Source organism: Streptomyces sp. NPDC091972 (genome assembly GCF_044756385.1).
Classification (GTDB): Bacteria; Actinomycetota; Actinomycetes; order Streptomycetales; family Streptomycetaceae; genus Streptomyces.
In genome coordinates this window covers 133070-158529 of record NZ_JBIVSV010000018.1, presented here as the reverse complement: position 1 = coordinate 158529, position 25460 = coordinate 133070, and the positions used below count along the sequence as shown (strand labels likewise).

Below are 25460 nucleotides of genomic sequence, written 5' to 3'. Positions count from 1 at the left end.
CGCCGTTGATGTGCGGCGAAGCCCGCCAGCACCGCGCCGCCGGCGGCGAGCATGGCCCAGGACCAGCCTGGCCAGCCATGTGCGCCGCCCTGGATAAGCGGATAGACCAGCAGACTGCTGCCCAGGACCGCTAGCGCCGTGCCGACGTGGTCCAGCCGCGGTCGAAGCGCGGCACGGTCCTCGTGCAGCAGCGGCGTGGCCGCCAGCACGGCGGCGCCGAGGGGGACGTTGACGAGGAAGACCGCGCGCCAGGAGGAACCCAGCACATCCGCTTGGGTCAGCGCGCCGCCGGCCACCGGGCCGGTCACCGCGGCGAGCCCCATGACCGGCCCGATGGTGCCCATGGCCCGGGCCAGTGCTGGGCCGGTGAACATGGCGCGGATCATGCCGATGGTCTGCGGGATGATCAGTGCGGCCGCGGCGCCCTGAACCGCCCGCAGGGCGATCAGCGCCGCCGTGGACGGTGCGAGCGCGCATCCCAGTGAGGCGAGGACGAAGCCGGCCATGCCCAGACGGAATACCCGCCGCCGGCCGACGATGTCACCCAGCCGCCCGCCGGTGATCAGGAAGACGGCGAAGGGCAAGGTGTACGCGGCACTGAACCATTGGATGCTGGAGGCCGGACCGCCCAAACCGGCGCGGATCACGGGGGCGGCGACGGTCATGATGGTGGCATCGAGGAGGTTCATGGCCTCGGCGACCAGCAGCACGGCGAGTGCGGCCCAATGTTGCCGCGGAGGCGGGGTAGTGGAGTACGACATGCGCCCGAGAGTGCGCGCCGCCGCCGGGGCACCTCCACTTTGAACGGCTGGATTGCTGAATCATTCCATTGGAATGTCCGTGGTGCATGATTTTCACATGCTGGACGACATCGACCGTGGTCTCATCCACGCCCTGCGCATCGACGGGCGGGCGCCGTTCAGCGCGATCGCCGACGTCCTCGACGTCTCGGCGCAGACGGTCTCCCGCCGCTACCGGCGGCTGTGCGCAGACGCTGCGCTGCGGGTGGTCGGCCTGGCCGAGCCGCAGCGCAGGGACCGCACCCAGTGGCTGCTGCGCCTGACCACGGGCCCGCGCGCCGCCCAGGACCTTGCCGAAGCGCTGGCCCGCCGCGCCGACACCTCCTGGGTCAAGCTCGCTTCGGGCGGCACCGAGATCGTCGCGATCGTGCACACCTCCACCACCGACGGGCCCGCCGGGCACGCGCTGCTATTGCACGACATCCCGCGCACGGCCGGCATCACCGCGGTCACCGCACATTGCGTGCTGCACACCTACCTTGGCGGGCCCACCGCCTGGTCCGGCCATCAACAAGCCCTCGACGCCGCGCAGCAGCGCCGACTGCGCACCGCCGTAGCTGAGGCGGCGTCTGTCACCGCCGCTCCTGGGGTGCGGGCGGCCCTCAGCCATGCCGATCACGACCTGCTCGCTGCCCTCCAGCGCGACGGGCGGGCGAGCCTGAGCAGCCTCGCTGCGGCCACCGGCTGGTCGCCCGCCACCGTCGCGCGCCGGCTAGAGCAATTACGGGCCGGCGGCCAACTCTTCTTCGACGTCGAACTCGACTCCACCCTGCTGGGCGTCACAATGCAGGCGCTCCTGTGGATGGGCGTCGCCCCCGCCGACCTCGACCAGGTCGCCCGTACCTTGGCCCAGCACCCCGAGCTGGCCTACGTAGCCGCCGTCACCGGGCCCCACAATCTCACCGCCCATGCCCTGTGCCCCGACCCAGCGGCTCTGCACCGCTACCTCACCGAACGCCTGGGCACCCTGAAGGCGATCCGCACCCTGGAAAGCGCGCCCGTGTTACGCACGATCAAGATGGCCGGACCGCTCCCGGCTACCGGCAAGCCGCCCATGCGACGCCGCTAACTCGTGCCAAACGACGCGCGACGCCTCCCCCCGAGTTCTCATACACGGCCCTTTCCCGGAGCAAGATCGAAAACGGGCCGCCGGGCGCCCGATGGCGTCGCGTCGCCACGCTGATGGCGCAGGAGTGCTGGCCGGTCTACGCCCCGGAGCAGGACGTGCGGGGCAGCGAGTCGGGGCGGGAGCGGAACATCGTGCGCGATGTTGCCCTCGCCCGTCACGCCGCGTGGCAGAAGAAGCAGCGCGACGTGCGTGTCGAATTGCAGGCGCACGTGTGGCTGTCCGCCGACGACAGCCGCCGGATGCTCGCCGACCAGGTCCGCCTGCCCCCTCAACCTGACCTGCTCAAGTCAAGGGTAAAAATGGCTCCGTGAGCAGGGCAAACGCTCCACAAAGTTCGGTGCTCCCGCCAGGCAGGACTGCCACGATGAAGATCAGCGCAATCTAGGGATTTCTATAGACGTACACCTCGCCAAAATGCGAAGGAAAGGGGTATCTTCCAGCGCCCTCCTTCGCACCTCCGTAAACCGGACTACATTTGCAGCATGGGAGATGACCCAAAGGTGGACACGGGCGGATTCTTTGCATTCCTGACGCGAGGTTGGGTAATTACACTCCTGCTTTTTGCAGGTGTTTGGCTCGTTGGAGTCGGGCTACCTTCTACTGATAAGAGGGTGTACTGCGGCGCCGAGGAGATGTACCCTGGAGACCTATGCGATACCGGAGGGGGAACTGAAAGCTATGAAAGCATGAGAGATCATTTCACCATCGGCCCTCATCCAATTAGCTATCTAAAGATCTCGTTCGGTGTCGCCAGCCTCACTGTTTGCGCTGTGGGTATCTGCCTAAAATTCACTCGGCGCCGCAAACGCTAGCAGAGCAGAGCCATCTCTCTTATCGAAGACTGTTCCGCAGAGACAGCAGGCCCCCAGGCGAGCCGTGGAACTGGCTAAAGAACGTCGGTCTCATCCCGGAACAGGACGTGCTGGGCAACGAGTAGGCGCGAGGCGCAGCGCGACGGTGCCTTCGCCTGTCAGGCCGCGCGTCAGCAGGAGCAGTGCGACGTGCGTGCGCATGTGGAGCTGGGCAGTGTCCCACTGGAGTGGCTGCTCCTGAGTGTCACCAGTTGGGCACGAGACGGAACCGACACCGGCACTTCGAGTTCGAGGTCGTCGAACAGCTCATCCCGGTCACCGAGACAGCCGGCCTGTCCATGACCCACCTTGCGAAGGCGTTTGCCATCGCCCACCCAGGCGTCACCTCAACGATCATCGGGCCGCGCACCAGAACAGCTCGACGACCCCCTACCGGTGCCGACGTGCCCCTGGATGACGACGTCCTCAACCGGATCAACGAGATCGCCCCGCCCGGCACGGACCCTGTCCCTTACGACCTGGCTTACACGCCGTCGGCATTGTCAGCCGTGAGTCTGCGCCGTCGACCGGTCGCCGAGCGCTCTGCCACCTGAACGATGACCCCAGAGAATCCGCCTCTGGATCGGTGGTGGACGCGCCTGCGCCATGGTGGTCCGAACGTCCTGCCGTCCTCCGGTAGCGCAGGACGGCACCGGGCATGACCAGAAAGAAGACAGACATGGCCTCTGCGCTCGTGGGCAACGACCAGTCTCTCCAGCGCCTCGCCCTGTGCATGCTCCTCGGCGCCGGGGTCGGATCTGCACGTCGTCAGGGAGGCGACGAGCAGGCCAAGGTCGTGCGGGTGAACCGCCCGGCTCCGCGCGACGTCGCCCTGGCGGCCCGCACGTGTCCAGGCCGACGGACGCCCTGAAGACCTGAAGACCGTCCGGCACCTCGCTCCCCGGGTCCGTGCCCCACGCCCCTTCGAGCCTCGGGGCACGACCGGCTCCGGGCGCTACGCGTGGTGCAACGGCGTGGTCTGCGTGACCACGGGCTATCTGATCGAGGGCGGGATCGGTTACCGGGTCTCCCAGCTCCTGTAGGGCGCACCAGCACGAGCGGCTCGCTCGATTGCGGAGGCTTCTCGTGTTCTCCGGCCGAACGGTGGACGCGAGGGCCTGCCGCCCCGACCAGCGCGGCGTGGGGTCGGACGGGACCGGTGCTGCTCGGATGCGCTGGGCGTTCATCCGCAGATCCCGTACCAGCGGCTAGCTGTGGCGCCAAAGACCGCGTCGTGCTCATGGGCGCTCAGATCCTGGACGAGTGCCTCGGTGAGGGTGATCACCTCGTCGTAGGGAGCCGCGAGGAGACACACCGGCCAGTCCGAACCGTACATGAGGCGATGCGGTCCCAGAACCGACAGCAGAACCTCCGTGCAGGGGCGCAAGGTGTGCAAAGCGGGTGGGGTGGTGCGGGTGACCAGGCCGGACAGCTTGACAGCGACATTGGGCGAGGCGGCCAACTCGGACATGAGCGCTGTCCAGGCGGACAGGCCGTCCGCGTCGATCACGGGATTTCCCGCGTGGTCCAGTACGAAGCGGACTTCGGGCAGTGTGCGAACGGCGTGCACGGCGTCGGGTAGTTGGTCCGGACGCACGAGCAGTTCGTAGACGAGCCCTGCAGCGGCCACCGCCCGCAGGCCGCGGCGGACGTCCGGCCGCGACAGCCAGCCGGGATCGGTCTCGCTCTGTATCGCGTGCCGGATGCCGACGAGGGCCGACCCGGCCGACCCTTCCCGGAGTGAGGCAAGGCGTTCCACGACGGCGGCGTCGGTGAGATCGGTCCAGCCGACGACCGCTTTCACGTGCGGGTCCTCAGCAGCCAGGGCGAGTAGTTCCGCCGTCTCCTGCTCGGTCGGTGACGTCTGCACGACGACGGTGGCGTCGATCGCGTTCCGGTTCAGGGCCGGGCGCAGGTCGTCAACTGTGAAAGTGCGGTTGAGCGCGGCGAGGCCATGGGTCCAGGGCTGGTCGCGCGTGTCGAGGTCCCACACGTGGTGGTGGGCGTCGATGCGAGGGACGGGCGGGTCTCCCGGTGTTGGGGAGGGGTCGGGCTCGGTGGCCGGGGGCAGCATCGGTGCAGGGTGCCTTTCCGGGGCGCTCATTCCTCCCTCCGGAGCCGCAGGCTGTCCATTCCGCCGTCCACGGCCAGGCACGATCCGGTGGTGGACGCGGCGGCGGGAGAAGCCAGGTACGCGATCGCGGCGGCGATTTCGTCGGCGGTGACCAGACGGCCGTGCGGCTGTCGAGCCGCCAGCATCGCGTATTCGGCCGCCGGGTCGGCGGCCCGCTCAAGAAGTCGGCCGATCCACGGGGTGTCCGCGGTGCCGGGGTTGACTGCGTTGACCCGGATGCCGTCCGGCAGCAGATCGGCGGCCATGGCCCGGGTCATCGCCACCACCGCTCCTTTCCCGGCCGAGTACAGGACCCGCTGCGGCAGCCCGGCCGTGGCGGCGATGGAGCCCACGTTGACGACCGCCGCGTGTGCCGAGGCACGCAGGGCCGGCAGGGCGGCCCGGGTCACCCGCACCATGCCGACGACATTGGTGTCCAGTACCCGGTGCCACTCCTCGTCGGAGTTGTCCTCGACCTTCCCCTGTGCACCGATGCCCGCGTTGTTGACCAGGACGTCGAGCCCGCCCAGCACGGAGACCGCCTCGTGGACGGCGGCCACGACCGCGGCGTCGTCGCGAAGGTCGGCGTGCAGGTGGGCGGCGAACGGCCCAGGAGCCTGCTCGGCCAGGTCGAGTACGGCCACACGTGCCCCTTCGGTGGTCAGGAGCCGGGCGGTGGCAAGGCCTATGCCCGAGGCGCCGCCGGTGATCAGAGCGGTGAGTCCGCCGAACGTAACCCCGTCATGACCTGCGGAGCGAGTCGATGTCATGTGCGGCACCTTCCTTGGGTGGCTTTCCGGTTGCTGCCGTACGCCGTGCCCGCCGGGGCACGGCTCCTGTCCGGTGGACGGACCGCGCTCAGGGGACCGGCGCGGCCGGGTCCAGCAGTCCCGCCTCGCGCATCTGCGCCCACATCTCGGCCGGAATCGGATGGCGGGCCAGTTCCAGGTTGTCCGCCACCTCCGCGGGTGAGACGGCACCCACGACGACCGAGACGACGGCCGGGTGCCCGAGGGGGAACTGCTGCGCCGCGGCCCTGAGCGGCACGTCGTACCGGGCGCACACCTCCCGGAGGGCCAGCGCCCGGCGCAGCAGCGCGTCCGGGACGGGTCGGTAGTTGTACGGCGCGCCCGGACGGGGGTCGGCGAGCAGGCCCGAGTTGTACACACCGCCGGCGATGACCCCGACACCTCGCGCGGCGCACAGGGGCAGCAGGTCGCCGAGCGCCGGCTGCTCGAGCAAGGTGTACCGGCCGGCTACCAGCACGACGTCGAGGTCAGCGCGCCGTACCAGTTCGGCGAGCGGCGCGCTGTGGTTCATCCCGGCTCCGACGGCGCCCACGACACCCTCGTCGCGCAGCCGCAGCAGGGCCGGCACCGCGTGTTGCACCGCCTCGTCCAGGTGCTCCTCCGCGTCGTGGACGTGGACCACGTCGAAGCGGTCGACGCCAAGTCGCTTCATGCTGCCCTCAAGACTGCGCAGTACGTCGTCGTGCCCAAAGGCAGGCCGCGGCGCCGTGCCCGCACCGATCAGCCAGCCGACCTTCGTCGAGAGCTGTACCCGCGCCCGGTCCACGGTGGTCAGTGCCTGACCGACTCGCTGCTCGGACAGGCCGGCGCCGTACAGCGGTGCCGTGTCCAGCAGCGTCGCACCGAGTTCGACACTGGTGTGGACGGTGGCCGTCGCGGTGTCCGAATCCACGGAGCCGTAGAGGTTTCCGATGGGGGCACAGCCGAGTCCGAACGGGGGCAGGGCGGGCCGGCCCGAGCCGCCGTGCTCCCGTTCGGTCGGTTCCTGGCCGGCCCTCAGTTCTCCCGTGCCGTGCGCCATTGCTCGAACTCCTCCCTGCTGTCCGGGGTCAGGGGGTAGTAGTCCGACAGCCGCGCTCCCTCGTCTATCCGTGTGCGGCTGAACTCCTCCCACTGCTCGTGGTCGAAGGCACTGTCGATGACCTGCTGGGCCTTCGACACCGGGACCACCACGGCGCCGTCGTCGTCCGCCACGACCAGGTCGCCCGGGAGGGTGAGCACGCCTCCCGCTGCCACGGGCACGTCGTATGCCCAGGGGAACAGTTCGGACTGCGAGGCGTAGTGCGGAGTGCTGCCCGTGCACCAGATGGGCACGCCCAGCTGCCGCACCCGGGGCGCGTCCCGGATCCGTCCGTCGACGACGATGCCGGCGCCGCCGCGGCGCTTGAAATAGCGCACCAGCATGTCGCCGAGGCATCCGGTGAAGGCACTGCCGTAGGCCTGCACCACGAGGACGTCGCCCGGCTGGACCGCCTCCAGCACCGCCCACAGTGCGGTGCTGCGCTCGACGTACTCCTGCGCCAGTCCGCTGGCCACGTCCTCGCGCTGCGGCATGAACTGCAGGGTGCGGGCCGGGCCCGTGATCTTGTTGCCCGGCTGCAGCGTGGTCGGCCCGGCCATGTACGTGCGCCGGATGCCCAGTTCGTGCATCTTGGCGCAGGCGGTGGCCGAGCTCACCCGGTTCAGACGCTGCACCAGTGCGTCGTCGGGTCGCTCCCACGGCTCGCCGCGCACCGGAAGGTCCCACACGGGGGGAGCGTCGGGGCCCGTATCGGAATCGGCGTCGGGGCCGGCGGAGTGCGGAAGGGTCGCTGCCATCAAGATCTCCGGAAGGTCGTGGGTGAGGGGTGATGCGTGAAGGGGCGGGCGTGGAGCTGCATGTCCAGGCGCAGTCGGATGCGGCGCCCGGGGGGCAGGGTGATGTGGAGGCTGTTGTCGTGCACCGGGGCCGAGTCGCTGCTCTCCTCGCCGACCGGCAGGTGGTAGTCGTGGGGGTCGCCCGGGTACCGGCCGTCCCCGCGGTTCCAGCGCGCCGAAGTGATCAGGTGCTCGCCGAAACCGCCCGCCAGCAGCCGCAGTCGGCGCGTGTGCACCGCGCTGACGTTGACCAGGTGCACGGTGGTGCTTTCGGCGTCGAGGTGTTCGACGAGGGCCGCGACGTCGGGAGGCAGTCCGGGGCGCACGGCGTCCAGATCGTCGTAGCGGATCCGGCTGAGGGGCAGTCCGCCGTTGTAGAGGGTCTGCGGTGCCCCGGTGGTGAGCTGGGTGAGCACCTCGGTGACCACCGGGTTCACGCGCTGCCACCGGTGGAGGTCCTGGTCGTCCGACCCGGCCGGGTCGGCCGCGATGAGGGCTGTCCGGTGCGACACCTGTGCCAGGGCCATACGCAGTGCCTGCTCGGGATAGTCGGGGTTGTCGCCGTCGAGGTAGACCAGCCACGGAGGTTCGTGTCCGGCCTCTTCCTTGTCACGGAAGGCGTGTACGGTGCTCCACTCGTAACCGGAGTGGGCGCGAACCGCCTGCAGGCGTTGGCGGTCCTGATCCTGCATGCCGAACCACCACAGCCAGGTCCAGTAGGCGACTTGCGCGGGCTGATGGTCGAACCATCCGTCCGGGCCCAGGCGGGTGGGCAGCGCGTTGACTGACCGCCCGTCACCCAGGCCGACTGCGTGGGCCCAGCCGGGACGGCGGGTGGCGTGGGTGTCGAACGGCATGCCGGTGCGGCGCTGTTCCCACACCTGGTCCAGAGGCCGCCGTGCAAGGTCCAGCCGGTCCGCGCCGCCGTCCACCATGGCGGCGCTTATGGCCCCCACCAGCGCGGCCGCGCCGACCGAGTGAACACCGTGCGGCCAGGTCCAGCCGTAGTGACCGCCGTACCACCGGCCGTCGTGGTACTCACCGACCTGGCCGGACAGGCCGACGTTGTCGGGCATGGCGCCCAGTGCCTCCGCCCTCGCGCGCCAGGCGTCGACGTAATCCAGCACCCAGGCCGCCAGGCGCGGGTCGTGGTCGTAGAGCCAGGCGTTGACGACGAGGGCGGCGGCCGCGAGGTTGACCGCGGTGTCCCCACGGCCCAGCCGCTCGCGCATGTGTCGGCCCATCCGGGCGGCGTTGCCCTCGTCGGCCAGGTCGTCCCAGGTACGGACGCCGGGCACGTCACGCAGGGGCAGACCGTAGGGCCGCATGGCCTTCTGCTCATGACCGAACCTGTCGTCCCACTGGGGTCCGAGTCCGGGCCGCGGGCCGTCGGAGCCGTTGTGCGGAGCGCGCAGGGCGCGAATACGGGCGTCGTAATTGCCGGTGTCGCTTCCGGGGAGGTACTGCTCGGCGAAGCGGACGGCCCGCTCCCTGAAGCGCTGGTCGGAGGGGTCCGCAGCGCAGATGCCGTAGAACATCAGCAACGCCTCACCCTGGTGGAACCAGTCGTATCCCCGCTCGAACTCGTTCCGGTACAGGCCCAGTTCGGTGAGCTGCCGCGTCACTCCTTCCCAGTGGCGCTTGGCCGCGGGCAGCAGGTCGTCGGCGCCGCCAAGGCGGTACAGGGCGGGCCAGTTGAAGAACGCTTCGTAGAAGTCGTCCGCGCCGTCCCGGTCGACGAGGGTGCCGGAGAAGCGCAGCCGTCCGTCGGGCTCGGTGTAGCGGTCACTGAACAGCCGCCACGCGGCGTCGAGTTCGTCGAAGAGGCGGCGCTGGAGCACGGCCCAGGCGGGAGGCGGTCCGGTCGGTACGGAGGCGGTGATCTCGAGTGGCGCCGAGGAGGCCGGGGCGGCGCCGTCGTGTGCGGTCATGTCAGCCCTTCAGTGCGCCGGAGGTGAGGCCGCCGATGATGTGCCGTTGCATGATCGCGAAGAAGGCGAGTGCGGGAGCCACGGCCAGGAGCAGGTTGGGGAAGACCACCTCGTAGTGCGTCGAGTACTTGCCGACCGCCGCGTAGACGCCGGTGGTGACGGTGTAGAGGCCGCTTCCGGGCCCCAGGATGATCTGCGGGTTGGCGAAGTCGTTCCACACGCTGAGGCTGTGCAGAATCACCGCCGTCGCCACGATCGGCCGCATCAGCGGCAGCACGACCAACTGGAAGGTGCGCAGCCTGCCCAAGCCGTCCACGGCGGCGGCCTGGTCCAGTTCCCTGGGGACGGTCCGGATGTAGGCGCTGTACAGGAACACCGACACCGGGAGCGTCAGGGCGGTCTCGAAGAGCACGAACCCGGTGACGGTTCCCATCAGCCCCAGGTACTTCAGGACGTAGACCACCGGGATGAGCAGCACCTGGCTCGGTACGAACGTCCCCGCCACGAACAGCAGCAGCAGCGCGGTGTGCCACCAGGTCGTGCCGCGGGCGATCACGAATGACACGGGGGCGGAGACCACCAGCGACAGGACGTTGACGAGCAGGACGAAGAGCAGCGTGATGGCGTAGGCCCGCACGACGTCGAAGTCCGGATCGGTGAGCGCGGCGCGCAGGGGCGCCAGGGTCAGGCGGCCCAGTGGCAGGCCGAACGGGGCGTCGCGGATGTCCTGTTCGGACTTGAAGGCGTTGACCACCAGCAGCCACAGCGGGATCACCATGAAGGAGGCGGCCAGCAAGAGCAGGGGCATCTGCCAGAACGACGCCTTCGACAGGGTGTGGTGCCGGCGGTGTCCGGGCCCGGAGGGGGGCGTCGGCCGTGGCGGGTCGGCGGGCGGGACGATGACGGGCGCCAGGTGGCGGGAGGGCGGGGGCGGTCCGGTGGTGGGTTCGGCGGCCATGGTCACGCACCCGCTCTTTCGTCGGCGCGGCGCCGCAGGAACGTGATCGCCAGCGCGGCGATGCCGGTCACCACCGTCAGCACCATCGACTGGGCGGAGCCGTACCCCAGGGCGTTGTTCTGGAAGGACTGGGCCAGGATCAGGTAGGCGGCGGTCTCGGTGCTGCCCGCCGGGCCACCTCCCGTCAGCGAGAGCACCAGGTCGTAGGAGCGCAGCAGGGTCACCAGGGTCAGCACGACGTTGACGGTGACCACCGGCGCGATCATCGGGAGGGTCACGCTGCGCAGGATCCTGCCCCGGCCGGCGCCGTCGATCCGGGCGGCCTCCAGCAGGGAGGCGGGGACGGTGTGCAGACCGGCGATGTAGAGCACCAGGGTGAACCCGAACCCCGACCAGACCACGACGCCGATCAGGCTCGCCAGTGCCCATCCGGGCTGGGAGAGGAAGGGCAGGCCGGCATGGCCGGCCGCGCGCAGCGCGGTGTTGACGGCCCCGTTCGTCGACAGCAGGGCTGACCAGAGGAAGCCGATGATCAGCGCGCTGATGACGTACGGGTAGAAGAACACGGTGCGCAGCAGGGTGTTCGTGCGGCTCGGGGCGGAGATGGCGAGCGCGAGGGCGAGGCCCACGGCGTTGACGGCGAGCGTGCCGACGACCGCCAGGACGCCGGTGATCCAGGCCGCCTGGCGCACCTCCGGGTCGTGGAGCAGGCTGCGGTAGTGATCCAGGCCGACCATCGCGGGATGGGCCGTGTAGCCGTCCCAGTCGGTCAGGCTGAGATAGCCCGACAGCACCAACGGCACGATCATCATGACCGTGAAGAGCACGACCGCCGGGACGGTCATGACCAGCCCCGTCAGACGGTCCCGTCCTCGGGCGGTCGCGAACAGGTCCCGCAGGGCCCGCAGTGGCCGGGCGGTGGTGGAGAGGCTCATCTCGTGTGCGCCTTCAGCCAGGTGTCCACGTTCTTCAGCCCCGTGGCCGCGTCGCCGCCCGTGTACAGGCCCTGCACCTGCTTGTTCTGCTCGGCCTCGAACCCGGCGGGCATCTGGTAGGCGCCGCTGCCGACGATGGCCTGGTGGCCGGCGGAGTCGTCGAGGAGCTTTTGCACCTCGTCGGCCAGCGGGGAGAGCTCATAGGGGTAGCCCGTGCGGAACGAGGAGTCCTGCTTGAGCTGGCTGGCCACGGCGGCGTGATCGGTGGTCAGAAACTGGACGAGTTTCTCCGAGGCTTTCTGGCGGTCGCTCGCCTTGAAGATGCGGTAGTTCGCTCCCGGGGTCACGGACAGTCGCGGCGTGGCGGAGTCGTTCATCTGGGGCGCGGGGAACACGCCCACTTTGAAGTCCTTCTTCGCCTGCGCCTCCGCGGCCACGAACCAGCAGCCCATGGGGTACATCGCTGCCTTGCCCGAGAGGAAGTCGGTCTCCGCTTCGGCGTACTTGGTGCCCAGGGCCTGCTTGTCGAGGTAGCCCTTGTCCAGCCACGACTTGTACAGGTCCATGGACGGTCCCAGGTCGGTGCTCAGGGAGCGGTCGCCTCGTGCGGCCTGCTTGAACCACTCCGGATCGGGCGTGGTCACCGTCGGCGCGAAGAGCATCATCACCTGGGCCTGGGTGACCCACTCGCCGGCTGTCTGCAGGGGCAGATAGCCGGAGGCCTTGAGCTTTTTCATCGCCGCGGTCAGTTCCCGCATGGTGGTGGGCGGTGCGGTGATGCCTGCCTTGGTGAACGCCTCCTTGTTGTAGAAGACGAGCGACTGCACCTGCTGTCCGATCGCGACGTCGTACAGGTGGCCGTCCAGACGCTGCGCGTCCGCCATGGGTGCGTCCGCGGCCCACTTCAGCTTCGACAGGTCCCGCAGGTAGGGAACCACCTTGTCGCTGTGGGATCCCTCCACGACGTCGGGAGCGTTCCCGGCCGCCAGCAGTTGCTGGAGCGTGCTGTCCACGGAACCGTCGGCGGCCGTTGGGGAGTCGATCTGGACCTCGATACCCGGATTGGCCTTCTCAAAGGGAGCCACCAGCTCTCGCCAGTAGGCCCTGGTCAGGTTCGGCGTGATGTTCACCAGCATCCGCACGGTGCCGGTGGCCCCCGAGTCCGGGTCGCCGGCCGAGTCCCCTTCGAATCCCCCGCCCCCGCAGGCCGTCGTCAGGCTCAGGCCCAGCAGGATGCCGACCGCAGCGTTGATGGATCTTCTTCGGCCCATGTTCGCTCTCCTATCGATTATCGTCTATCGATAGGCGATATGATGAACCTCCTCGTTCAGCGGTTGTCAAGAGCCGCACTGCAGACGCACGATCATCGATAAGATGCGAAAACGTTCCGAGACCCAAGGGGGCTGCCATGGCGGGCGTCGGTGAACCGTTGACGCGGGTGCTGCTGTCCGACCAGGTGTACACCCGGGTCAGGGGGCTGATCATCAACGGAGACCTCAAGGCCGGGGACCGGCTCGTCGAAGCCGAGATCGCCCGCGACCTGGGGGTGAGCCAGGCTCCGGTTCGGGAAGCAGTGAAGCGGCTCGTCCACGAGGGCCTGGCCGATCACGTCTCCCGGCGCGGCAGCTTCGTCGCCGACGTGTCCTCGCAGGACGCGGACGCCGCGCGGGCCGTACGGGTCATCATCGAGGAGTTCGCGGCCCGCGCGGTCGCCGAGCGCCACACCGCCGCAGCCATGGAGGACCTGAGCTCCCAGGTGCGGGCCATGCGGGAAGCCGCCGCCGCGGGCGACATCGGACAGTTCAGAGACGCTGACATCGGCTTTCACAGGACCCTGTGCGAAGCCAGCGGCAACCCGTTCCTCACGCGGATCTGGCGCCTGATGGAGCCCAGCCTCCGTGCCCTGCGTGTGGTCTCCGACCCACTGTTCACCGGTGACTGGGCACAGATGGCGGATCACCACGGCGTACTGCTGGAAATCCTGGAGTCAGCCGACGCCGATCGCGCCGCCGCCGCGTTCGCGGCACACGCCCGCGGGGACGACGGCATCCTTACTCACGGCTGAACGCCGGCGGACACCCTCTGCTCGGGAAGCCGTCCCTGCTCCCCTCCCCTCCCCTGACCTCCCGCCCCGGCCCTTTCGCGAGGTGCCGCGTGAAGCGGAGGCGAGCAGCCGTGTGAACAACCCGGCAGGTCACACCCCCTGAACAGCTCGGACGACCTCGCCTGCGCTTCCGTCGTGGGCCGACCTTCCGCGCGCGGAAGACGCAGCCTGCCCATCCCCCGGCCCTACGGTCCTGCCGTCCGCCGCGGCCACCACGCCCGCGCCGCACACCACTTGGCTCATGTCTTACGCGATCCCGCACCGGAGCCCTATATTGACCGCCGACTCGCGATTATCGATAGGCGATGGGATAGAGCATGCAATGGAGACATCGCGTACTGGCCATCGGCACCACGGCAGCGACCGTGCTGACCGCACTGGCCACCGCTCTCCCGGCGACCGCACAGGCAGCCGCCCACACCACCCGCTACGTGAGCAGTACCGGATCCGACCGGAACCCCGGCACCGCCCACCGTCCCTTCCGCACCGTGCAGGAATGCGCCTCCGCCGCCCTGCCCGGCGACACGTGTGAGATTGCTTCCGGCACCTACCGGGAGACCATCAGGCCCGCCCGGAGCGGTACCGCCTCCGCCCGGATCACCTACCGCGCCGCGCCCGGCGCGAAGGTCGTCGTCGACGGCAGTGACCCGGTCACCGGCTGGACCCCCGTCACTGCTTCCGACGTGACCCAGCTCCAGCAGGCAGACCCGACGCTGACCGGCTCGGACTTCGCCATGGCAGCGGCCGCCGGCAAGATCTACCGGACCGACGTCGACCTCTCACTGCCCGGCAACCAGCTCTTCCTCGACGGCACCATGCTCGGCGAGGCGCAGTGGCCCTACCCCGGCACCGACCCGACCAGGCCCGAGTACAACTCCGCCGACGCAGGCACCGCCGACAGCCTGTACGACGACGCCCTGACCCAGCCCGACGGGTACTGGAAGGGAGCCCGGCTGACTTCGCACAACTGGTTCGTCAGCCAGACCGGCACGGTCACCGGTTCGCGTGCTGGCTCCGTGACCGCGACGGGTCTGTCCACCGCCTGCGTCAGCCTCAGCCCCAACCAGCAGAACCTGTACTCCCTCACCGGCAAGCTCCAGGCGTTCAGCCACTCCGGCCAGTGGTTCTACGACCAGGGCGCGCACCGCCTCTACATATGGACCCCGGACGGCGCCAGCCCGGCCACACACACCGTCGAGGCCAAGCAGCGCGACGTCGCCGTCGACCTGTCGGGACGTTCCTACGTCTCCGTGGTCGGCATCGGTGTCAGGGCAGCGACCGTCCGGACCTCCTCGACATCGACCCACAATGTCCTGGACGGCATCGAGGCCACATACGTCTCCCACTACATGGACCTGAAGGCCGACCCCGGCAAGGTCACACCGGCCGACCCGTGCGACGTGCTGACGGCGGGGGAGACGACCAGCGGCATCCTCCTGGGCGGTACGGCGAACACACTGCGCAACAGCCGGATCGACTACAGCGCCGGCAACGGGGTCGTGCTCTCCGGCTCCGGCAACGTGGTGACGAACAACCTCATCACCCGGGTCGACTACCGGGGCAGCTACGCAGCCGGAATCAACGTGCTCGGACTCGACCAGACCATCACGCACAACACCGTGATCAACAGCGGCCGAAGCAACATCAACATCGACAACAAGGTCGCCGGCACCACGGCCTCCGACCACGAGATCGCCTACAACGACCTCTCCGACTACGGAAACCTGGTCGTCGACGTCGGCGCGATCTACATCTGCTGCCAGGTGAATCTCGCCGGGACGACCATCCACCACAACCACCTGCACGACGCCGCCCTCTTCGCGGCCAGTGCCCCGGCGCCCGGCGTCTACCTCGACCTGTCGACGTACAACAGCACCGTGTACGACAACGTCGCATGGAACCGCACCACCTACGGCGTCGTGCTGATCAACCCCAACGGGGGCACCACGACCGGCAACCGTATTCTGAACAACACCAGCGGCACCGACCGCAAGTCCGTCAGCCTCTTCGGCGGCACGTACTCGGACACCGAGGTGGCCAACAACATCGGGGACGCCGACACCATGGAGGGCGTGTCGTCCACGAACAACCTGCCTCAGTCGGCCGGCCCGCAGTTCACCGATCCCGCGGCCCACGACTTCACCCTCACCTCCGCCTCACCGGCCCGCAGCTACGGCCTGGTACGGCCCCCGGCCACCGACGGATACACGGATCCGCAGCCCAGCGCGGGTGCCTACCAGTACGGTGCGCCGGTCTGGCGCGCGGGCATCGCCGCCGAAACGACAACCGTGCAGGCGGAGTCGTACGCCGACGCAAGCGGAGTGACCACCCACGCCGCCGGCACGGGCACCGTCCTCGGCAGCTTCGACGGCGGCGACTGGACCCGATACGACAACGTCGACTTCGGCAGCGGCCGTGACCTCCTCATCGCGAACATCGGCAGTGAACGGCCGTACGCGGGAGGTAGTTTCGAGGTCCGGATCGACTCCGCCACCGGCCCGCTCATCGGCACCGTCACCGTGGAGAACACCGGCGGCTGGGACACCTACCTGGATCAGACATCCAGGATGTCGTCCACGAGCGGAACGCACGACGTGTACATCAAGGCCCTCGGTACCGCTCCGGGTGTCGCCAACATCGACAGTCTCTCGCTGGCTCGGCTGATCCATCGCTAGCGGGCGCCGGACACAAGTCGCCGGGACCGGGTGAACGGAACGACAGCGACGCACGGCGTGATCCAGCCCGTGCGCCGCTGGTCCGACACCTCGGAAGCGGTGATCCGTTCAGCCGCGGCCCTGAACCCGACCGACTCCCCCACGCTCGTACGGCACCGCGAGAAAGTGCGTACCGGGGGCCACGCGGCGCGCACTACGGTCGGCGAGACGGGCCTTCGTGACCGGCGGCGCGGGCAAGAGGCGGCCGCGGGCCACGCGCGCGCAGCGCCTCCGCCAGGACCACCGCGGCCAACGGGACGACGGCCCACGCCCGCCGGTGTACGACGACGGCCACGGCCGCCAGGGCGAAGCCAGCCACCTCGATCAGCGACAGCACGCCGGGTCGGGTGTCGATCACAGCCCCCAGTGAGCCGTCGCCGGTCACCAGCGCGGTCAGACCCAGCGCAGCGGCGCAGCCGACGAGGGCGGCGGGCAGAGACCAGGAGCGCGGCCCGCCGTGACGGCGCATCGGGGACTGGCGCGGCGAGTCGGCTGAGCGAGGCCTCGCCGAGGAGCAGGGCCAAGGCGGTGAAAAGCTCCTCACTCTGTTCGCCGATCGCCTCCATGGGCACCGTTCTGTCGACCTGGGCCCTCGGCAGTCATTGCGATTGCCGGGCAGCGGGAGGCCGACGTCGAGCGCGATGAGCCATGGCCGCCTGGTGGCGAGCCGGCAGGCGCTCGCCGAGCCCTCGACGGGTCGCGGTTCTCCGCCCGCATCTGGAGCGTGACCGGACTGGTCGGCGAGGGCGCCCGGTGGAGCGAAAGCCCGTAGGCCGCGCTGCCGGTCGGCACCGCGGCCTACGACGGGGGCCGGTCAGGCCTGGCCGCCGGCCTGCATGCTCGCCGCGCGGTCGAAGACGCTGATGGCGCGGGTGATGCGGCCGTCCTCGACGGTCAGGTACTCGGCCCCGTGAAAGTCCTTGGCGAACGGCACGTCGACGGTGTACACGATCGCCGCGTTGTTGTCGTCGCCGTAGACGCCGAGCAGTTCACCGCTGATGACCATGCCGGCGAACGGCGCCAGGAACCGGCGGTATGCCTCGGCGCCTTGGACGAGGCCGGATGGGGCCTGGCACACGATGTCGTCGGCGATGAGGCCCATGGCCTTGTCTACGTTGCCGCCGAGCCAGGCGCGCACGTACGTTTCGGCGACCTCGACAGCGGATCCGGTGGTGGTCATGGCAGGTGGTTCCCTTCCTCGTCACACCGCCCCGCGGTACCGCCGGGCACCCGGTTGCCCGGGTACGGCCGACGGACCGCCCGAAGGAGCGGCACGACCGCGTCGGATCGCGGCCTGGTGAGACGGATCCTTCCCGGCGTATATGACATCCTCTGTCATATAGGTGAGGGAGATTCCGACGCATGAGGTCCGAACGCCTGCTCTCCATCCTGCTGCTCCTGCAGTCGCACGGGCAGCTACCGTCCTCCGAACTGGCGGAACGGCTGGAGGTCTCGGTCCGCACGATCATGCGGGACGTCGAGGCGCTGTCGGCTTCCGGCGTGCCGGTCTACACCGTGCGCGGTCCGCACGGCGGCATCGCGCTGCTGCCCGGGTTCCGCACCGACGTCACCGGACTGACCGCCGACGAGTCCCGCGCGCTGTTCGTCCTGCTGTCCGGCTCCGCCCACGCCGACCTCGGCCTCGGCGCGGCCCTTGGCTCCGCGTTGCGCAAGGTCATGGCCGCACTGCCCGCACCCCACCGCCCCGACGCCGACCTCACGAGCCGCCGCGTCCTCATCGACCCGGTCCGCTGGCGCGGCGCCCCCGGGCCGGACCACACCGCGCCCGACCTCACCGCCTTCCAGGACGCCGTCTTCACGGACCGCCGCCTCCGCCTGCGGTACCGCCACGGCCGCGACGACCGTGTGCACACCTACACGCTCGACCCGTACGGCCTGGTCAACAAAGCCGGCGTCTGGTACCTCGTCGCCGACCGCGACGGGGAGCCCCGGCTGTTCCGCACCGACCGGGCCGACTCCGCCGCCGTGCTCGACGAACCGGTCCGCCGTCGCCCCGGCTCCGAACTCACCGACGTCTGGGACCTGCTGCGCCGCGGCATCGACGACCTGCCCGCCCCGCTCGCCGTCACCGTGCGGGTCCGCACTGACGTCCTGGCGATGTTCCTGCGTGTCCACGCCGCGGACCTCGCAGCCCCCGGGGTCGCACCACAAACCGTTCCACCGGACCGGGCGGACGACCCCGGCTGGACGCGCGTCGAGTTGCGATTCCGCTCTGTGCCGGCCGCCCAGCCCCTGCTCGCTTTCGGCGCCGACGTCGAGGTTCTCACCCCCGATGAGCTCCGCCGCCACCTGGCCCTTACGTCCGCTGCGACCGCCGCCCTCTACGCCCCCGGCCGGGACGACTGACGCGCCGGCCCCCGCGCACCCACGCCCGCGCCCGCGCCCGCAGGCCCAAGTCCCCATCGACCGTCGCCTCACCTCCGCTCATGACCGACGCACACCCGTGGTCCCTTCTACGGCCACGTCTGAGCAGCCCTCGGTTGCTACGAGATCGGTCACAGCCGAAGCTACGGCGCCCCCGCCCACGCCAGTGCCGGTCACGTGGTTCCCGGTGACCGTCAGCCCGCCGACCGAGCGGGCGCGGACCACCGGGGCGTGAGCGCCCCGAAGACGTTGTCGGTGATGGCCACGTCGCGGTGCACACGCGGCGAAACCGGCCGTCGCCGGGTGCCGAAAGGCCAACGTCAGTCACCCTGTCGTCCGCCACGCGTTCGGCACCACGAGATACGCGCCGTGCACGTCGATCGGGGCATCGTGCGGCCCGTCGAAGACACAGTCGGCGATCCGTGCCCGTCCGGCCATCGACGGCGGCGGTCACGGGTCAGGTGTCGGAGGTGTCGTCCTGCTGCGCCGCTTCCTGGAAGTTGGCGACGGCGGCACCGTACGTCTTCGCCCAGTCGGTCAGGGCGGCGATGGGTTCGGTGAGCGTTTGGCCGAGCTGGGTGAGGCAGTATTCGACCCGTGGGGGTGCCTCGGCGTAGGCACGGCGTTCGATCAGCCCGTAGCTCTGAAGTCTGCGCAGGGTCTGGGTGAGTACCTTGCGGGAGACGCCGCCGACGAGGTCGACGAGTTCACCGTGCCGACGAGGCCCGAGACTGAGGGCGAACAGGACGACGACGGCCCACTTGTTGGAGATGATGTCGATGGCGAGCCGGGCGGGGCAGTCAGCGAGGAAGACGCTTCCGGCTGGGTCGTGCATGGGCCAAAGGTTACCAGGAGGTACCTATCGGCTCAGTAGCGTCTTGCTACATGAGTACGTCACACACGAAAACCTATGTTCTCGTCCATGGTGCTTGGCACAGCGGGCGCGTCTGGGACCGCGTGGTTCCCTTGCTGACCCGGGCCGGGCATCGGGTGTTCGCCCCTTCGCTGACCGGCCACGGCGAGAAGCAACACCTACTCACTCCGGACGTCGACCTGGACACCCACGTCGGCGACATCGTAGCCCTCCTCGGCGAGTGGGACCTCACCAACGTGGTCCTGGTCGGGCACAGTTACGCCGGGATGGTCATATCCGGCGTGGCCAGCAAGGTCCCGGACCGGATCGCGCATCTGGTCTACGTCGACGCGATGGTCCCGACTGACGGTGAGAGCGCGCTGGACGTCATACCGGAGAAGACCCAGCGGCTGATCGATGCGGCCGCCGCCTCCGACGCCCCCTGGCGCATCCCGCCCGTGCCGGAAATGCCAGCGCCCATGGGGCTGTTCGGGGTGACCGAACCGGCGGACACGGCGTGGCTGCGCACCATGCTGTCGGACGAGTCTGTGCGCTGCTTCCTGCAGCCCGTCCGACTGGACAACCCGGCCATGGAGGCTATTTCCCGGACGCACATCCACTGTGTCGGCATTGCACCGGAGGACGTCACGCGCCGCCCAGTGCCGGCGGTACAGCCGGGCGGCGCTACGTCGCAGGTCTGGGAGCTGCAAAGCGGCCATGACTGCATGGTCACCGTGCCGGACGCACTCACCGACCTGCTGTTGAAGGCCGGCTGACCGGTTGCCGGTTGCCTGGTGCAGGGGCGTTGCGTAGCCGCGTTCTTTTCGAGATCCCCGGGTGATGGCCCGTCATGGTTGCTTACTGATCGTTTCAGAATGAGACGGGCAGGGCGGGCAGTTGTCAGTGGTCGAGGCATTGAAGGATCTGTGTGAACTCGCCGTTCTGGATCAGACCAGCGAGGACCTGGGTCATGTTGCTGATGCCGGCATCGCGGACGATGAGCCCGTCCGCGCACCAGAAGTAGCGGCCTGTGAGGGCTTCCCCACTGGCAGCCCATCGCTTCATGAGGATCTCGACCTGGTCGAGGGTGATGATGGTCGCGCTCCACCGGGAGCCGTCCTTGAGGTCCACGAACATGTCGACGTTGTCCACGGACTCCAAGTCCTCGTCGGCACTCGGCAGGAACGCGGCCTCGAAGTGCGCTGTGTGGACGCGGTACCAGGGTCCGTCCCAGCTGCCCGGGGTCGTGCTGCGGCTCATCGGGCGAGTGTGCCGGGCCAATCCGGCCGCCTCAACCGCTTTGTTCCGGCACGCTTCCGGCGTGAACAGCGATCTTGTACCCGATGACCTATGGGAGCTGATAGCCCCGCTGATTCCCACCCGGCCGCCGCGGCGGCACCGGTTCCCCGGACGGAAGCCGGTCGACGACGGTACTGCGCTGGCCGGGATCGTGTATGTCCTGCGCAAGGGCGTGTCCTGGGCAGACGTCCCGTCCGGACGGCTCGGCTCCTCCGGGGTCAGCTGCTGGCGGCGGCTGCGGGACTGGACCGAGCCCGGGGTATGGGCCCGCCTGCATGAGGCCCTGCTCGTCGAGCTGCGACATGCCGACCTGCTGGACATGGACGACTGCGCGATCGACGGCTCGCACGTCAGGGCACTCAAGGGGGGCGCACACCGGGCCTTCGCCGGTCGACCGCAGCCGTCCCGGCAGCAAGCACCATGTGACCGTCGACCGCCACGGCACCCCGCATGCCGTCTCGCTGACCGGCGGCAACCGGCACGACCTCACCCAGCTCATCCCGCTCCTGGACGCGATTCTGCGCATCCGGGGCCGGCGTGGCCGTCCGCGCCACAAACGGTGGTAGGGAGAACCTTTGCGAGGCTGCACCAGTTCAAGCGCCTGCGCATCCGCTTCGGGATACGCGCCGACCTCCACCAGGCACTCCTCCAACTCGCCTGCGCCATCATCTGCTCGAGACGGCTACCGCATTCTGGAACGATCAGTAAGGCCCTGCTGAAGTGCGCGGCGTACGCGGGTCCGCCTGGTCGGACCGCCGCTGCGGTGCCGTCCGTACAGCCAGCACCATGGTGAGGCCCCCGCCTGGTGTGTCCTCGGCGTGGATCGTGCCGCCCATCGCTTCGGTGAAGCCGCGGGCGACCGCGAGGCCGAGGCCGACGCCGGCGCCGCGCGGGGAGTCGCCGTAGCGCTGGAAGGGTTCGAAGATGCGGTGCTTGGCCTCGTCGGGGATGCCGGGGCCGCGGTCGGCGACCCTGACCTCGACGCGGTCGGCGATGGCGCTGGCGGACACCAGGACCTTCTCGCCCGGCGGCCCGTACTGAACGGCGTTCTCCACGATGTTGGCGACGGCCCTCTCCAGCAGCCCACGGTCGACGTCGACCATCGGCAGGGTCTCGGGGACGTCGAGGTCGACGCTGTCCTCGGGGACGCCGCCGAGCGCCATCGGGATCACCTCGTCGAGGTCGGTCTCGTGGATGATCGGCGTGACGGTGCCGGTCTGGAGGCGGGACATGTCGAGGAGGTTGCCGACGAGGTGGTCGAGGCGGTCTGCGCCCTCCTCGATGGCCTGGAGGAGTTCCGCCCGGTCCTCGTCCGACCACTCGACGTCGTCGGAGCGCAGGGAGGTCACCGCGGCCTTGATGCCGGCCAGCGGAGTGCGCAGGTCATGCGATACCGCGGCCAGAAGCGCCGTACGGATGCGGTTGCCCTCGGCGAGCGCGCGGGATTGGTCGGCCTCCTCCTGGAGACGCCGGCGGTCCAGGACCACGACGGCCTGTGCGGCGAAGGCCGCGAGCACCCGGCGGTCCTCGGCCGGTAGCACCCGTCCCGTCAACGCGAGCGCCATGTGGTCGCCGACCGGTACGTCGACGTCCGCGTCGTCGGGGACCGTGCAGGGGTGTGTGCCCACGCTTGCGGCGCAGGTCCAGGGCAGTACGTCGCTCTCGCGTTCCAGCAGTGCCACGGACTGCATGCCGAAGGTCTCGCGGACCCGTTCGAGGAGTTCCTCCAGGCTCGTCTCGCCGCGCAGGACGTTGCCTGCCAGGAAGGAGAGGATCTCCGACTCGGCGCGAAGACGAGCCGCCTGGTGTGTGCGGCGGGCGGCGAGGTCGACGACGGAGGCGACGGACACGGCCACTCCGACGAAGATCGCGATGGCGACGATGTTCTTCGGGTCGGCGATCGTGAAGGTGTGGACGGGCGGGGTGAAGTACCAGTTGAGCAGCAGGGAGCCGGCCGCCGCCGAGGCCAGGGCGGGGAGGAGTCCGCCGAGGAGGGCGGCCGCCACTGTCAGTGTCAGGTACAGAAGCATGTCGTTGGCGAGTCCGACGTCCGGGGACACGCTGCTCAGCAGCCAGGTCAGCAGCACAGGGCCGCCGAGGCCGACCAGCCAGCCCCAGATCACGCGGGGACGGCCCAGCCGTGCACCCCGGTTGGCCGGGAGCCCGCGGCCCTTGCCGGCCTCGTCGTGGGTGATCAGGTGAACGTCCAGGTCAGGGCCGGAATTCCGGGCGACGGTGGCGCCGACGCCGGGCCCGAAGACGTACTGCCAGCTCCTGCGGCGGGAGACGCCGAGCACGATCTGGGTGGCGTTGACCCCGCGCGAGAAATCGAGCAGAGCCACAGGGACGTCATCGCCGACGACGTGATGGAAGGTACCGCCCAGGTCTTCGACGAGGGTGCGCTGGTCGGCGAGTTCCTTCGGGGAGGCGGCGGTGAGGCCGTCGCTGCCGGAGATGTGGACAGCGAGCACCTCACCGCCGGCGCCCTTCTCCGCGAGCCGGGCGGCCCGACGTATCAGCGTCCGTCCCTCTGGACCACCGGTCAGACCGATGACGATCCGCTCGCGCGAACCCCAGATGGTGGAGACGTGGTGCTCGCTGCGGTACTCGGTGAGATGGGCGTCGACCCGGTCGGCCACCCACAGCAGCGCCAGCTCCCGCAGGGCAGTGAGGTTTCCGGGGCGGAAGTAGTTGGAAAGGGCCGCATCGACCTTGTCGGGCTTGTAGATGTTGCCGTGCGCCATCCGGCGGCGCAGGGCCTGCGGGGACATGTCGACCAGCTCGATCTCGTCGGCACGCCGTACGACCTCGTCGGGCACGGTCTCGCGCTGCCGTACCCCGGCGATCGACTCGACCACGTCCCCCAGGGACTCCAGGTGCTGGATGTTGACGGTGGAGACGACGTCGATTCCCGCCGCCAGCAGCTCCTCCACGTCCTGCCAGCGCTTGGTGTTGCGGGAGCCGGGGACATTGGTGTGGGCGAGCTCGTCGACGAGCGCCACGTCGGGGCGGCGCGCGAGGACCGCGTCCACGTCCATCTCCGTGAACATCGAGTCCCGGTACTCGATCTCCCGACGCGGGATCTCCTCCAGCCCGTGCAACATCACCTCGGTGCGCGGGCGGCGGTGGTGTTCCACGAAGCCGACCACACAGTCGGTGCCCCGCTCCACGCGGCGGTGTGCCTCGGACAGCATGGCGTATGTCTTGCCGACGCCGGGAGCCGCGCCGAGATAGATGCGGAGCTTGCCGCGTGCCATGTTCACCCTTCGAAGCGGTAGCCCATGCCGGGTTCGGTGATCAGAAAGCGGGGGTGGGCGGGATCCGCCTCCAGCTTGCGCCGCAGCTGAGCCATGTACACCCGCAGGTAGTTCGTCTTGTTGTTCTGGGAGGCACCCCAGACCTCCTGGAGCAGGTGTTTCTGCGTGATCAGCCGGCCGGGGCTGGTGACCAGGATCTCCAGCAGGTGCCATTCGGTGGGCGTGAGGCGTACGTCGCGACCGGACCGGTGCACTTTCCTGGCCGGCAGGTCGATGGTGAAGTCCCCCGTCTCGACGAGCGTCGTCCCGGAGGCGAGCCGCAGGTCCTCGGTGCGTCGCACGGCGGCCCGCAGCCGGGCGAGGAGCTCGTCCATGCTGAACGGCTTGGTGACGTAGTCGTCGGCGCCGGCGTCCAACGCGGCGACCTTCTCGTCGGATCCCTGGCGGGCGGACAGCACCAGGATCGGCACCCGGCTCCAGGCACGCAGACCCTTGATGATCTCCAGGCCGTCCATGTCGGGCAGGCCCAGGTCGAGCATCACCACATCGGGTTGCCGGGCAGCCGCGAACCGCAGCGCGGTGGCGCCGTCGGGGGCCGCGTCGACCCCGTACCGGCGTGCCTGGAGATTGATGACGAGGGCCCGTACGAACTGCGGGTCGTCCTCCACCACCAGCACCCGTGTCATCGGCGTGCGCCTTCCTGTCGTACGTCGTGGGACGTACCGCTGTGTGACTGCGGGAGCCGGCGCACCCGGTCGTCCGGGCCGCCGACTCCGCTGTGGGTCGTGTAACGCCATCAGCTCTTGGCCGTGAGTGCCCTGAGCGCGATGTTGAGCTCGAGGACATTGACCCGGGGTTCCCCGATGAAGCCGAGGGTGCGGCCCTGGGTGTGCTCGTCGACGAGCTTCTGCACCTGGGCGACGGGCAGGCCGTTCTTCTCGGCGACTCGGTGGACCTGGAGGTCCGCGTAGGCCGGGGAGATGTCCGGGTCCAGGCCGGAGCCCGAGGAGGTGACCGCGTCGGCGGGCACGTCGGAGGGCTTGACCGTGTAGCCAGGAACCGAGTTGTCGTCGATGACAGCGGCCTTGGCGGCGCTCACCCAGTCGACCAGGTCCTTGTTGTCGGCGGACCGGTTGGTGGCGCCGGACAGGATCAGCTTGTACTGGGTGTTGACGGTGTTGGAGCCGAGGCCGTTCTGCGGGCGGCCCTGGAACCACTTCAGGTCGGGCTCGGGGGTCTGGTGGCCCTTCTTCAGCGGCAGGTTGTACGCCTGGCCGATGAGCGAGGACCCGACGACGTTCCCGTCCGCCTTGATGTCCGAGCCGTTCGCCTTGTCGTGGAAGAGGGCCTGGGCGACGCCGGTGACGGCCAGCGGGTAGATGACGCCGGTCACCAGGGTCAGCACCAGCAGGGCCCGCAGCCCCGCCCACAGCAAGCGGCCTGTGTTCGATACGGAGGTGTTCAT

General features: G+C 69.5%; 24 protein-coding genes and 1 pseudogene. 9 read left to right on the top strand and 16 right to left on the bottom strand.

Annotation, left to right across the window (positions count from 1 at the left end; all coding sequences use genetic code 11):
- On the bottom strand, positions 1–761 hold a 761-nt coding region (locus ACIQJT_RS38195), incomplete at its 3' end, for an MFS transporter (protein ID WP_402650205.1).
- 97 nt (positions 762–858) lie between these two features.
- On the opposite strand from ACIQJT_RS38195, the gene ACIQJT_RS38190 reads away from it, so the two are divergent.
- From ACIQJT_RS38190 to ACIQJT_RS38175, 4 genes are all read left to right on the top strand, one after another.
- Entirely contained in the window at positions 859–1869 is a 1011-nt protein-coding gene (locus tag ACIQJT_RS38190; RefSeq protein WP_402650204.1) for an Lrp/AsnC family transcriptional regulator, read from the top strand.
- 113 nt (positions 1870–1982) lie between these two features.
- On the top strand, positions 1983–2240 hold the full coding sequence (locus ACIQJT_RS38185) for a hypothetical protein (RefSeq protein WP_402650203.1): 258 nt from the start codon (positions 1983–1985) through the stop codon (positions 2238–2240).
- Between the two features lie 752 nt (positions 2241–2992).
- Positions 2993–3334 (top strand): hypothetical protein, encoded by a 342-nt coding sequence (locus ACIQJT_RS38180; protein WP_402650202.1) that lies wholly within the window; start codon positions 2993–2995, stop codon positions 3332–3334.
- 125 nt (positions 3335–3459) lie between these two features.
- Positions 3460–3651, top strand: coding sequence for a hypothetical protein (locus tag ACIQJT_RS38175; protein WP_402650201.1), 192 nt, complete (start codon positions 3460–3462; stop codon positions 3649–3651).
- Between the two features lie 312 nt (positions 3652–3963).
- On the opposite strand, the gene ACIQJT_RS38170 is transcribed toward ACIQJT_RS38175, so the two are convergent.
- From ACIQJT_RS38170 to ACIQJT_RS38135, 8 genes are all read right to left on the bottom strand, one after another.
- The gene (locus ACIQJT_RS38170) at positions 3964–4854 is read right to left on the bottom strand and encodes an amidohydrolase family protein (RefSeq protein ID WP_402650200.1); all 891 of its coding nucleotides are present in this window, start codon (positions 4852–4854) and stop codon (positions 3964–3966) included.
- Between the two features lie 26 nt (positions 4855–4880).
- Complete coding sequence (locus ACIQJT_RS38165; protein WP_402650199.1) at positions 4881–5663, bottom strand: SDR family NAD(P)-dependent oxidoreductase; 783 nt, start codon at positions 5661–5663, stop codon at positions 4881–4883.
- A gap of 88 nt (positions 5664–5751) precedes the next feature.
- Entirely contained in the window at positions 5752–6723 is a 972-nt protein-coding gene (locus ACIQJT_RS38160; RefSeq protein WP_402650198.1) for an aldo/keto reductase, read from the bottom strand.
- Positions 6699–7451, bottom strand: a complete 753-nt coding sequence (locus ACIQJT_RS38155; protein ID WP_402650197.1) for a ribonuclease activity regulator RraA — start codon at positions 7449–7451, stop codon at positions 6699–6701. Before ACIQJT_RS38155 ends, ACIQJT_RS38160 begins: the two co-directional genes overlap by 25 nt.
- A gap of 68 nt (positions 7452–7519) precedes the next feature.
- Entirely contained in the window at positions 7520–9490 is a 1971-nt protein-coding gene (locus ACIQJT_RS38150; protein WP_402650196.1) for a hypothetical protein, read from the bottom strand.
- Position 9491: 1 nt separating this feature from the next.
- Positions 9492–10448, bottom strand: a complete 957-nt coding sequence (locus ACIQJT_RS38145; RefSeq protein WP_402650211.1) for a carbohydrate ABC transporter permease — start codon at positions 10446–10448, stop codon at positions 9492–9494.
- A gap of 2 nt (positions 10449–10450) precedes the next feature.
- Positions 10451–11383, bottom strand: a complete 933-nt coding sequence (locus tag ACIQJT_RS38140) for a sugar ABC transporter permease (protein WP_365463899.1) — start codon at positions 11381–11383, stop codon at positions 10451–10453.
- The gene (locus tag ACIQJT_RS38135; protein WP_402650195.1) at positions 11380–12654 is read right to left on the bottom strand and encodes an ABC transporter substrate-binding protein; all 1275 of its coding nucleotides are present in this window, start codon (positions 12652–12654) and stop codon (positions 11380–11382) included. Before ACIQJT_RS38135 ends, ACIQJT_RS38140 begins: the two co-directional genes overlap by 4 nt.
- 137 nt (positions 12655–12791) lie before the next feature.
- Between ACIQJT_RS38135 and ACIQJT_RS38130 the strand changes: the two genes are divergently transcribed.
- Both ACIQJT_RS38130 and ACIQJT_RS38125 read left to right on the top strand, forming a co-directional pair.
- A complete protein-coding gene (locus ACIQJT_RS38130) occupies positions 12792–13448 on the top strand; it encodes a GntR family transcriptional regulator (RefSeq protein ID WP_402650194.1) in 657 nt (218 codons plus the stop codon).
- 356 nt (positions 13449–13804) lie between these two features.
- Positions 13805–16162, top strand: a complete 2358-nt coding sequence (locus ACIQJT_RS38125) for a carbohydrate-binding protein (protein ID WP_402650193.1) — start codon at positions 13805–13807, stop codon at positions 16160–16162.
- Positions 16163–16355: 193 nt separating this feature from the next.
- Here ACIQJT_RS38125 and ACIQJT_RS38120 read toward each other — a convergent pair whose 3' ends face one another.
- Together ACIQJT_RS38120 and ACIQJT_RS38115 are read right to left on the bottom strand one after the other, a co-directional pair.
- Positions 16356–16670 carry a hypothetical protein gene (locus ACIQJT_RS38120; RefSeq protein WP_402650192.1) on the bottom strand — a complete coding sequence of 105 codons (315 nt, stop codon included), beginning with the start codon at positions 16668–16670 and terminating at the stop codon, positions 16356–16358.
- Between the two features lie 345 nt (positions 16671–17015).
- Positions 17016–17381: a nuclear transport factor 2 family protein gene (locus ACIQJT_RS38115; RefSeq protein WP_402650191.1), complete on the bottom strand. Its 366-nt coding sequence runs from the start codon at positions 17379–17381 to the stop codon at positions 17016–17018.
- 182 nt (positions 17382–17563) lie between these two features.
- Here ACIQJT_RS38115 and ACIQJT_RS38110 point away from each other — a divergent pair, with 182 nt between their 5' ends.
- Positions 17564–18568: a helix-turn-helix transcriptional regulator gene (locus tag ACIQJT_RS38110; protein ID WP_402650190.1), complete on the top strand. Its 1005-nt coding sequence runs from the start codon at positions 17564–17566 to the stop codon at positions 18566–18568.
- Between the two features lie 475 nt (positions 18569–19043).
- Here ACIQJT_RS38110 and ACIQJT_RS38105 read toward each other — a convergent pair whose 3' ends face one another.
- Positions 19044–19421 (bottom strand): winged helix-turn-helix transcriptional regulator, encoded by a 378-nt coding sequence (locus ACIQJT_RS38105; protein ID WP_402650189.1) that lies wholly within the window; start codon positions 19419–19421, stop codon positions 19044–19046.
- A 50-nt stretch (positions 19422–19471) separates the two neighbouring features.
- Here ACIQJT_RS38105 and ACIQJT_RS38100 point away from each other — a divergent pair, with 50 nt between their 5' ends.
- Positions 19472–20215 (top strand): alpha/beta fold hydrolase, encoded by a 744-nt coding sequence (locus ACIQJT_RS38100; RefSeq protein ID WP_402650188.1) that lies wholly within the window; start codon positions 19472–19474, stop codon positions 20213–20215.
- 124 nt (positions 20216–20339) lie between these two features.
- Here the strand turns inward: ACIQJT_RS38100 and ACIQJT_RS38095 are convergent, their stop codons facing one another.
- Entirely contained in the window at positions 20340–20699 is a 360-nt protein-coding gene (locus ACIQJT_RS38095; RefSeq protein ID WP_402650187.1) for a hypothetical protein, read from the bottom strand.
- A gap of 61 nt (positions 20700–20760) precedes the next feature.
- Between ACIQJT_RS38095 and ACIQJT_RS38090 the strand changes: the two are divergent.
- Positions 20761–21411 (top strand): annotated as a pseudogene (locus ACIQJT_RS38090) (IS5 family transposase); the annotation flags it as partial.
- Between the two features lie 28 nt (positions 21412–21439).
- Here ACIQJT_RS38090 and ACIQJT_RS38085 read toward each other — a convergent pair.
- The 3 genes from ACIQJT_RS38085 to ACIQJT_RS38075 all read right to left on the bottom strand — a co-directional run bounded on the left by ACIQJT_RS38085 (position 21440) and on the right by ACIQJT_RS38075 (position 25460).
- Entirely contained in the window at positions 21440–23995 is a 2556-nt protein-coding gene (locus ACIQJT_RS38085) for an ATP-binding protein (protein ID WP_402650186.1), read from the bottom strand.
- A gap of 2 nt (positions 23996–23997) precedes the next feature.
- Positions 23998–24681, bottom strand: coding sequence for a response regulator (locus ACIQJT_RS38080; protein ID WP_402650185.1), 684 nt, complete (start codon positions 24679–24681; stop codon positions 23998–24000).
- Positions 24682–24791: 110 nt separating this feature from the next.
- Entirely contained in the window at positions 24792–25460 is a 669-nt protein-coding gene (locus tag ACIQJT_RS38075; protein ID WP_402650184.1) for a potassium-transporting ATPase subunit C, read from the bottom strand.

What these genes read in the sequence shown, in the direction of transcription:
- ACIQJT_RS38190 (WP_402650204.1), top strand. Translation starts at nt 859, where the DNA reads ATGCTGGACGACATCGACCGTGGTCTCATCCACGCCCTGCGCATCGAC.
- ACIQJT_RS38185 (WP_402650203.1), top strand. Translation starts at nt 1,983, where the DNA reads ATGGCGCAGGAGTGCTGGCCGGTCTACGCCCCGGAGCAGGACGTGCGG.
- ACIQJT_RS38175 (WP_402650201.1), top strand. Translation starts at nt 3,460, where the DNA reads ATGGCCTCTGCGCTCGTGGGCAACGACCAGTCTCTCCAGCGCCTCGCC.
- ACIQJT_RS38170 (WP_402650200.1), bottom strand. Translation starts at nt 4,854, where the DNA reads ATGCTGCCCCCGGCCACCGAGCCCGACCCCTCCCCAACACCGGGAGAC.
- ACIQJT_RS38165 (WP_402650199.1), bottom strand. Translation starts at nt 5,663, where the DNA reads ATGACATCGACTCGCTCCGCAGGTCATGACGGGGTTACGTTCGGCGGA.
- ACIQJT_RS38160 (WP_402650198.1), bottom strand. Translation starts at nt 6,723, where the DNA reads ATGGCGCACGGCACGGGAGAACTGAGGGCCGGCCAGGAACCGACCGAA.
- ACIQJT_RS38150 (WP_402650196.1), bottom strand. Translation starts at nt 9,490, where the DNA reads ATGACCGCACACGACGGCGCCGCCCCGGCCTCCTCGGCGCCACTCGAG.
- ACIQJT_RS38145 (WP_402650211.1), bottom strand. Translation starts at nt 10,448, where the DNA reads ATGGCCGCCGAACCCACCACCGGACCGCCCCCGCCCTCCCGCCACCTG.
- ACIQJT_RS38140 (WP_365463899.1), bottom strand. Translation starts at nt 11,383, where the DNA reads ATGAGCCTCTCCACCACCGCCCGGCCACTGCGGGCCCTGCGGGACCTG.
- ACIQJT_RS38135 (WP_402650195.1), bottom strand. Translation starts at nt 12,654, where the DNA reads ATGGGCCGAAGAAGATCCATCAACGCTGCGGTCGGCATCCTGCTGGGC.
- ACIQJT_RS38130 (WP_402650194.1), top strand. Translation starts at nt 12,792, where the DNA reads ATGGCGGGCGTCGGTGAACCGTTGACGCGGGTGCTGCTGTCCGACCAG.
- ACIQJT_RS38125 (WP_402650193.1), top strand. Translation starts at nt 13,805, where the DNA reads ATGCAATGGAGACATCGCGTACTGGCCATCGGCACCACGGCAGCGACC.
- ACIQJT_RS38120 (WP_402650192.1), bottom strand. Translation starts at nt 16,670, where the DNA reads ATGCGCCGTCACGGCGGGCCGCGCTCCTGGTCTCTGCCCGCCGCCCTC.
- ACIQJT_RS38115 (WP_402650191.1), bottom strand. Translation starts at nt 17,381, where the DNA reads ATGACCACCACCGGATCCGCTGTCGAGGTCGCCGAAACGTACGTGCGC.
- ACIQJT_RS38110 (WP_402650190.1), top strand. Translation starts at nt 17,564, where the DNA reads ATGAGGTCCGAACGCCTGCTCTCCATCCTGCTGCTCCTGCAGTCGCAC.
- ACIQJT_RS38105 (WP_402650189.1), bottom strand. Translation starts at nt 19,421, where the DNA reads ATGCACGACCCAGCCGGAAGCGTCTTCCTCGCTGACTGCCCCGCCCGG.
- ACIQJT_RS38100 (WP_402650188.1), top strand. Translation starts at nt 19,472, where the DNA reads ATGAGTACGTCACACACGAAAACCTATGTTCTCGTCCATGGTGCTTGG.
- ACIQJT_RS38095 (WP_402650187.1), bottom strand. Translation starts at nt 20,699, where the DNA reads ATGAGCCGCAGCACGACCCCGGGCAGCTGGGACGGACCCTGGTACCGC.
- ACIQJT_RS38085 (WP_402650186.1), bottom strand. Translation starts at nt 23,995, where the DNA reads ATGGCACGCGGCAAGCTCCGCATCTATCTCGGCGCGGCTCCCGGCGTC.
- ACIQJT_RS38080 (WP_402650185.1), bottom strand. Translation starts at nt 24,681, where the DNA reads ATGACACGGGTGCTGGTGGTGGAGGACGACCCGCAGTTCGTACGGGCC.
- ACIQJT_RS38075 (WP_402650184.1), bottom strand. Translation starts at nt 25,460, where the DNA reads ATGAACACCTCCGTATCGAACACAGGCCGCTTGCTGTGGGCGGGGCTG.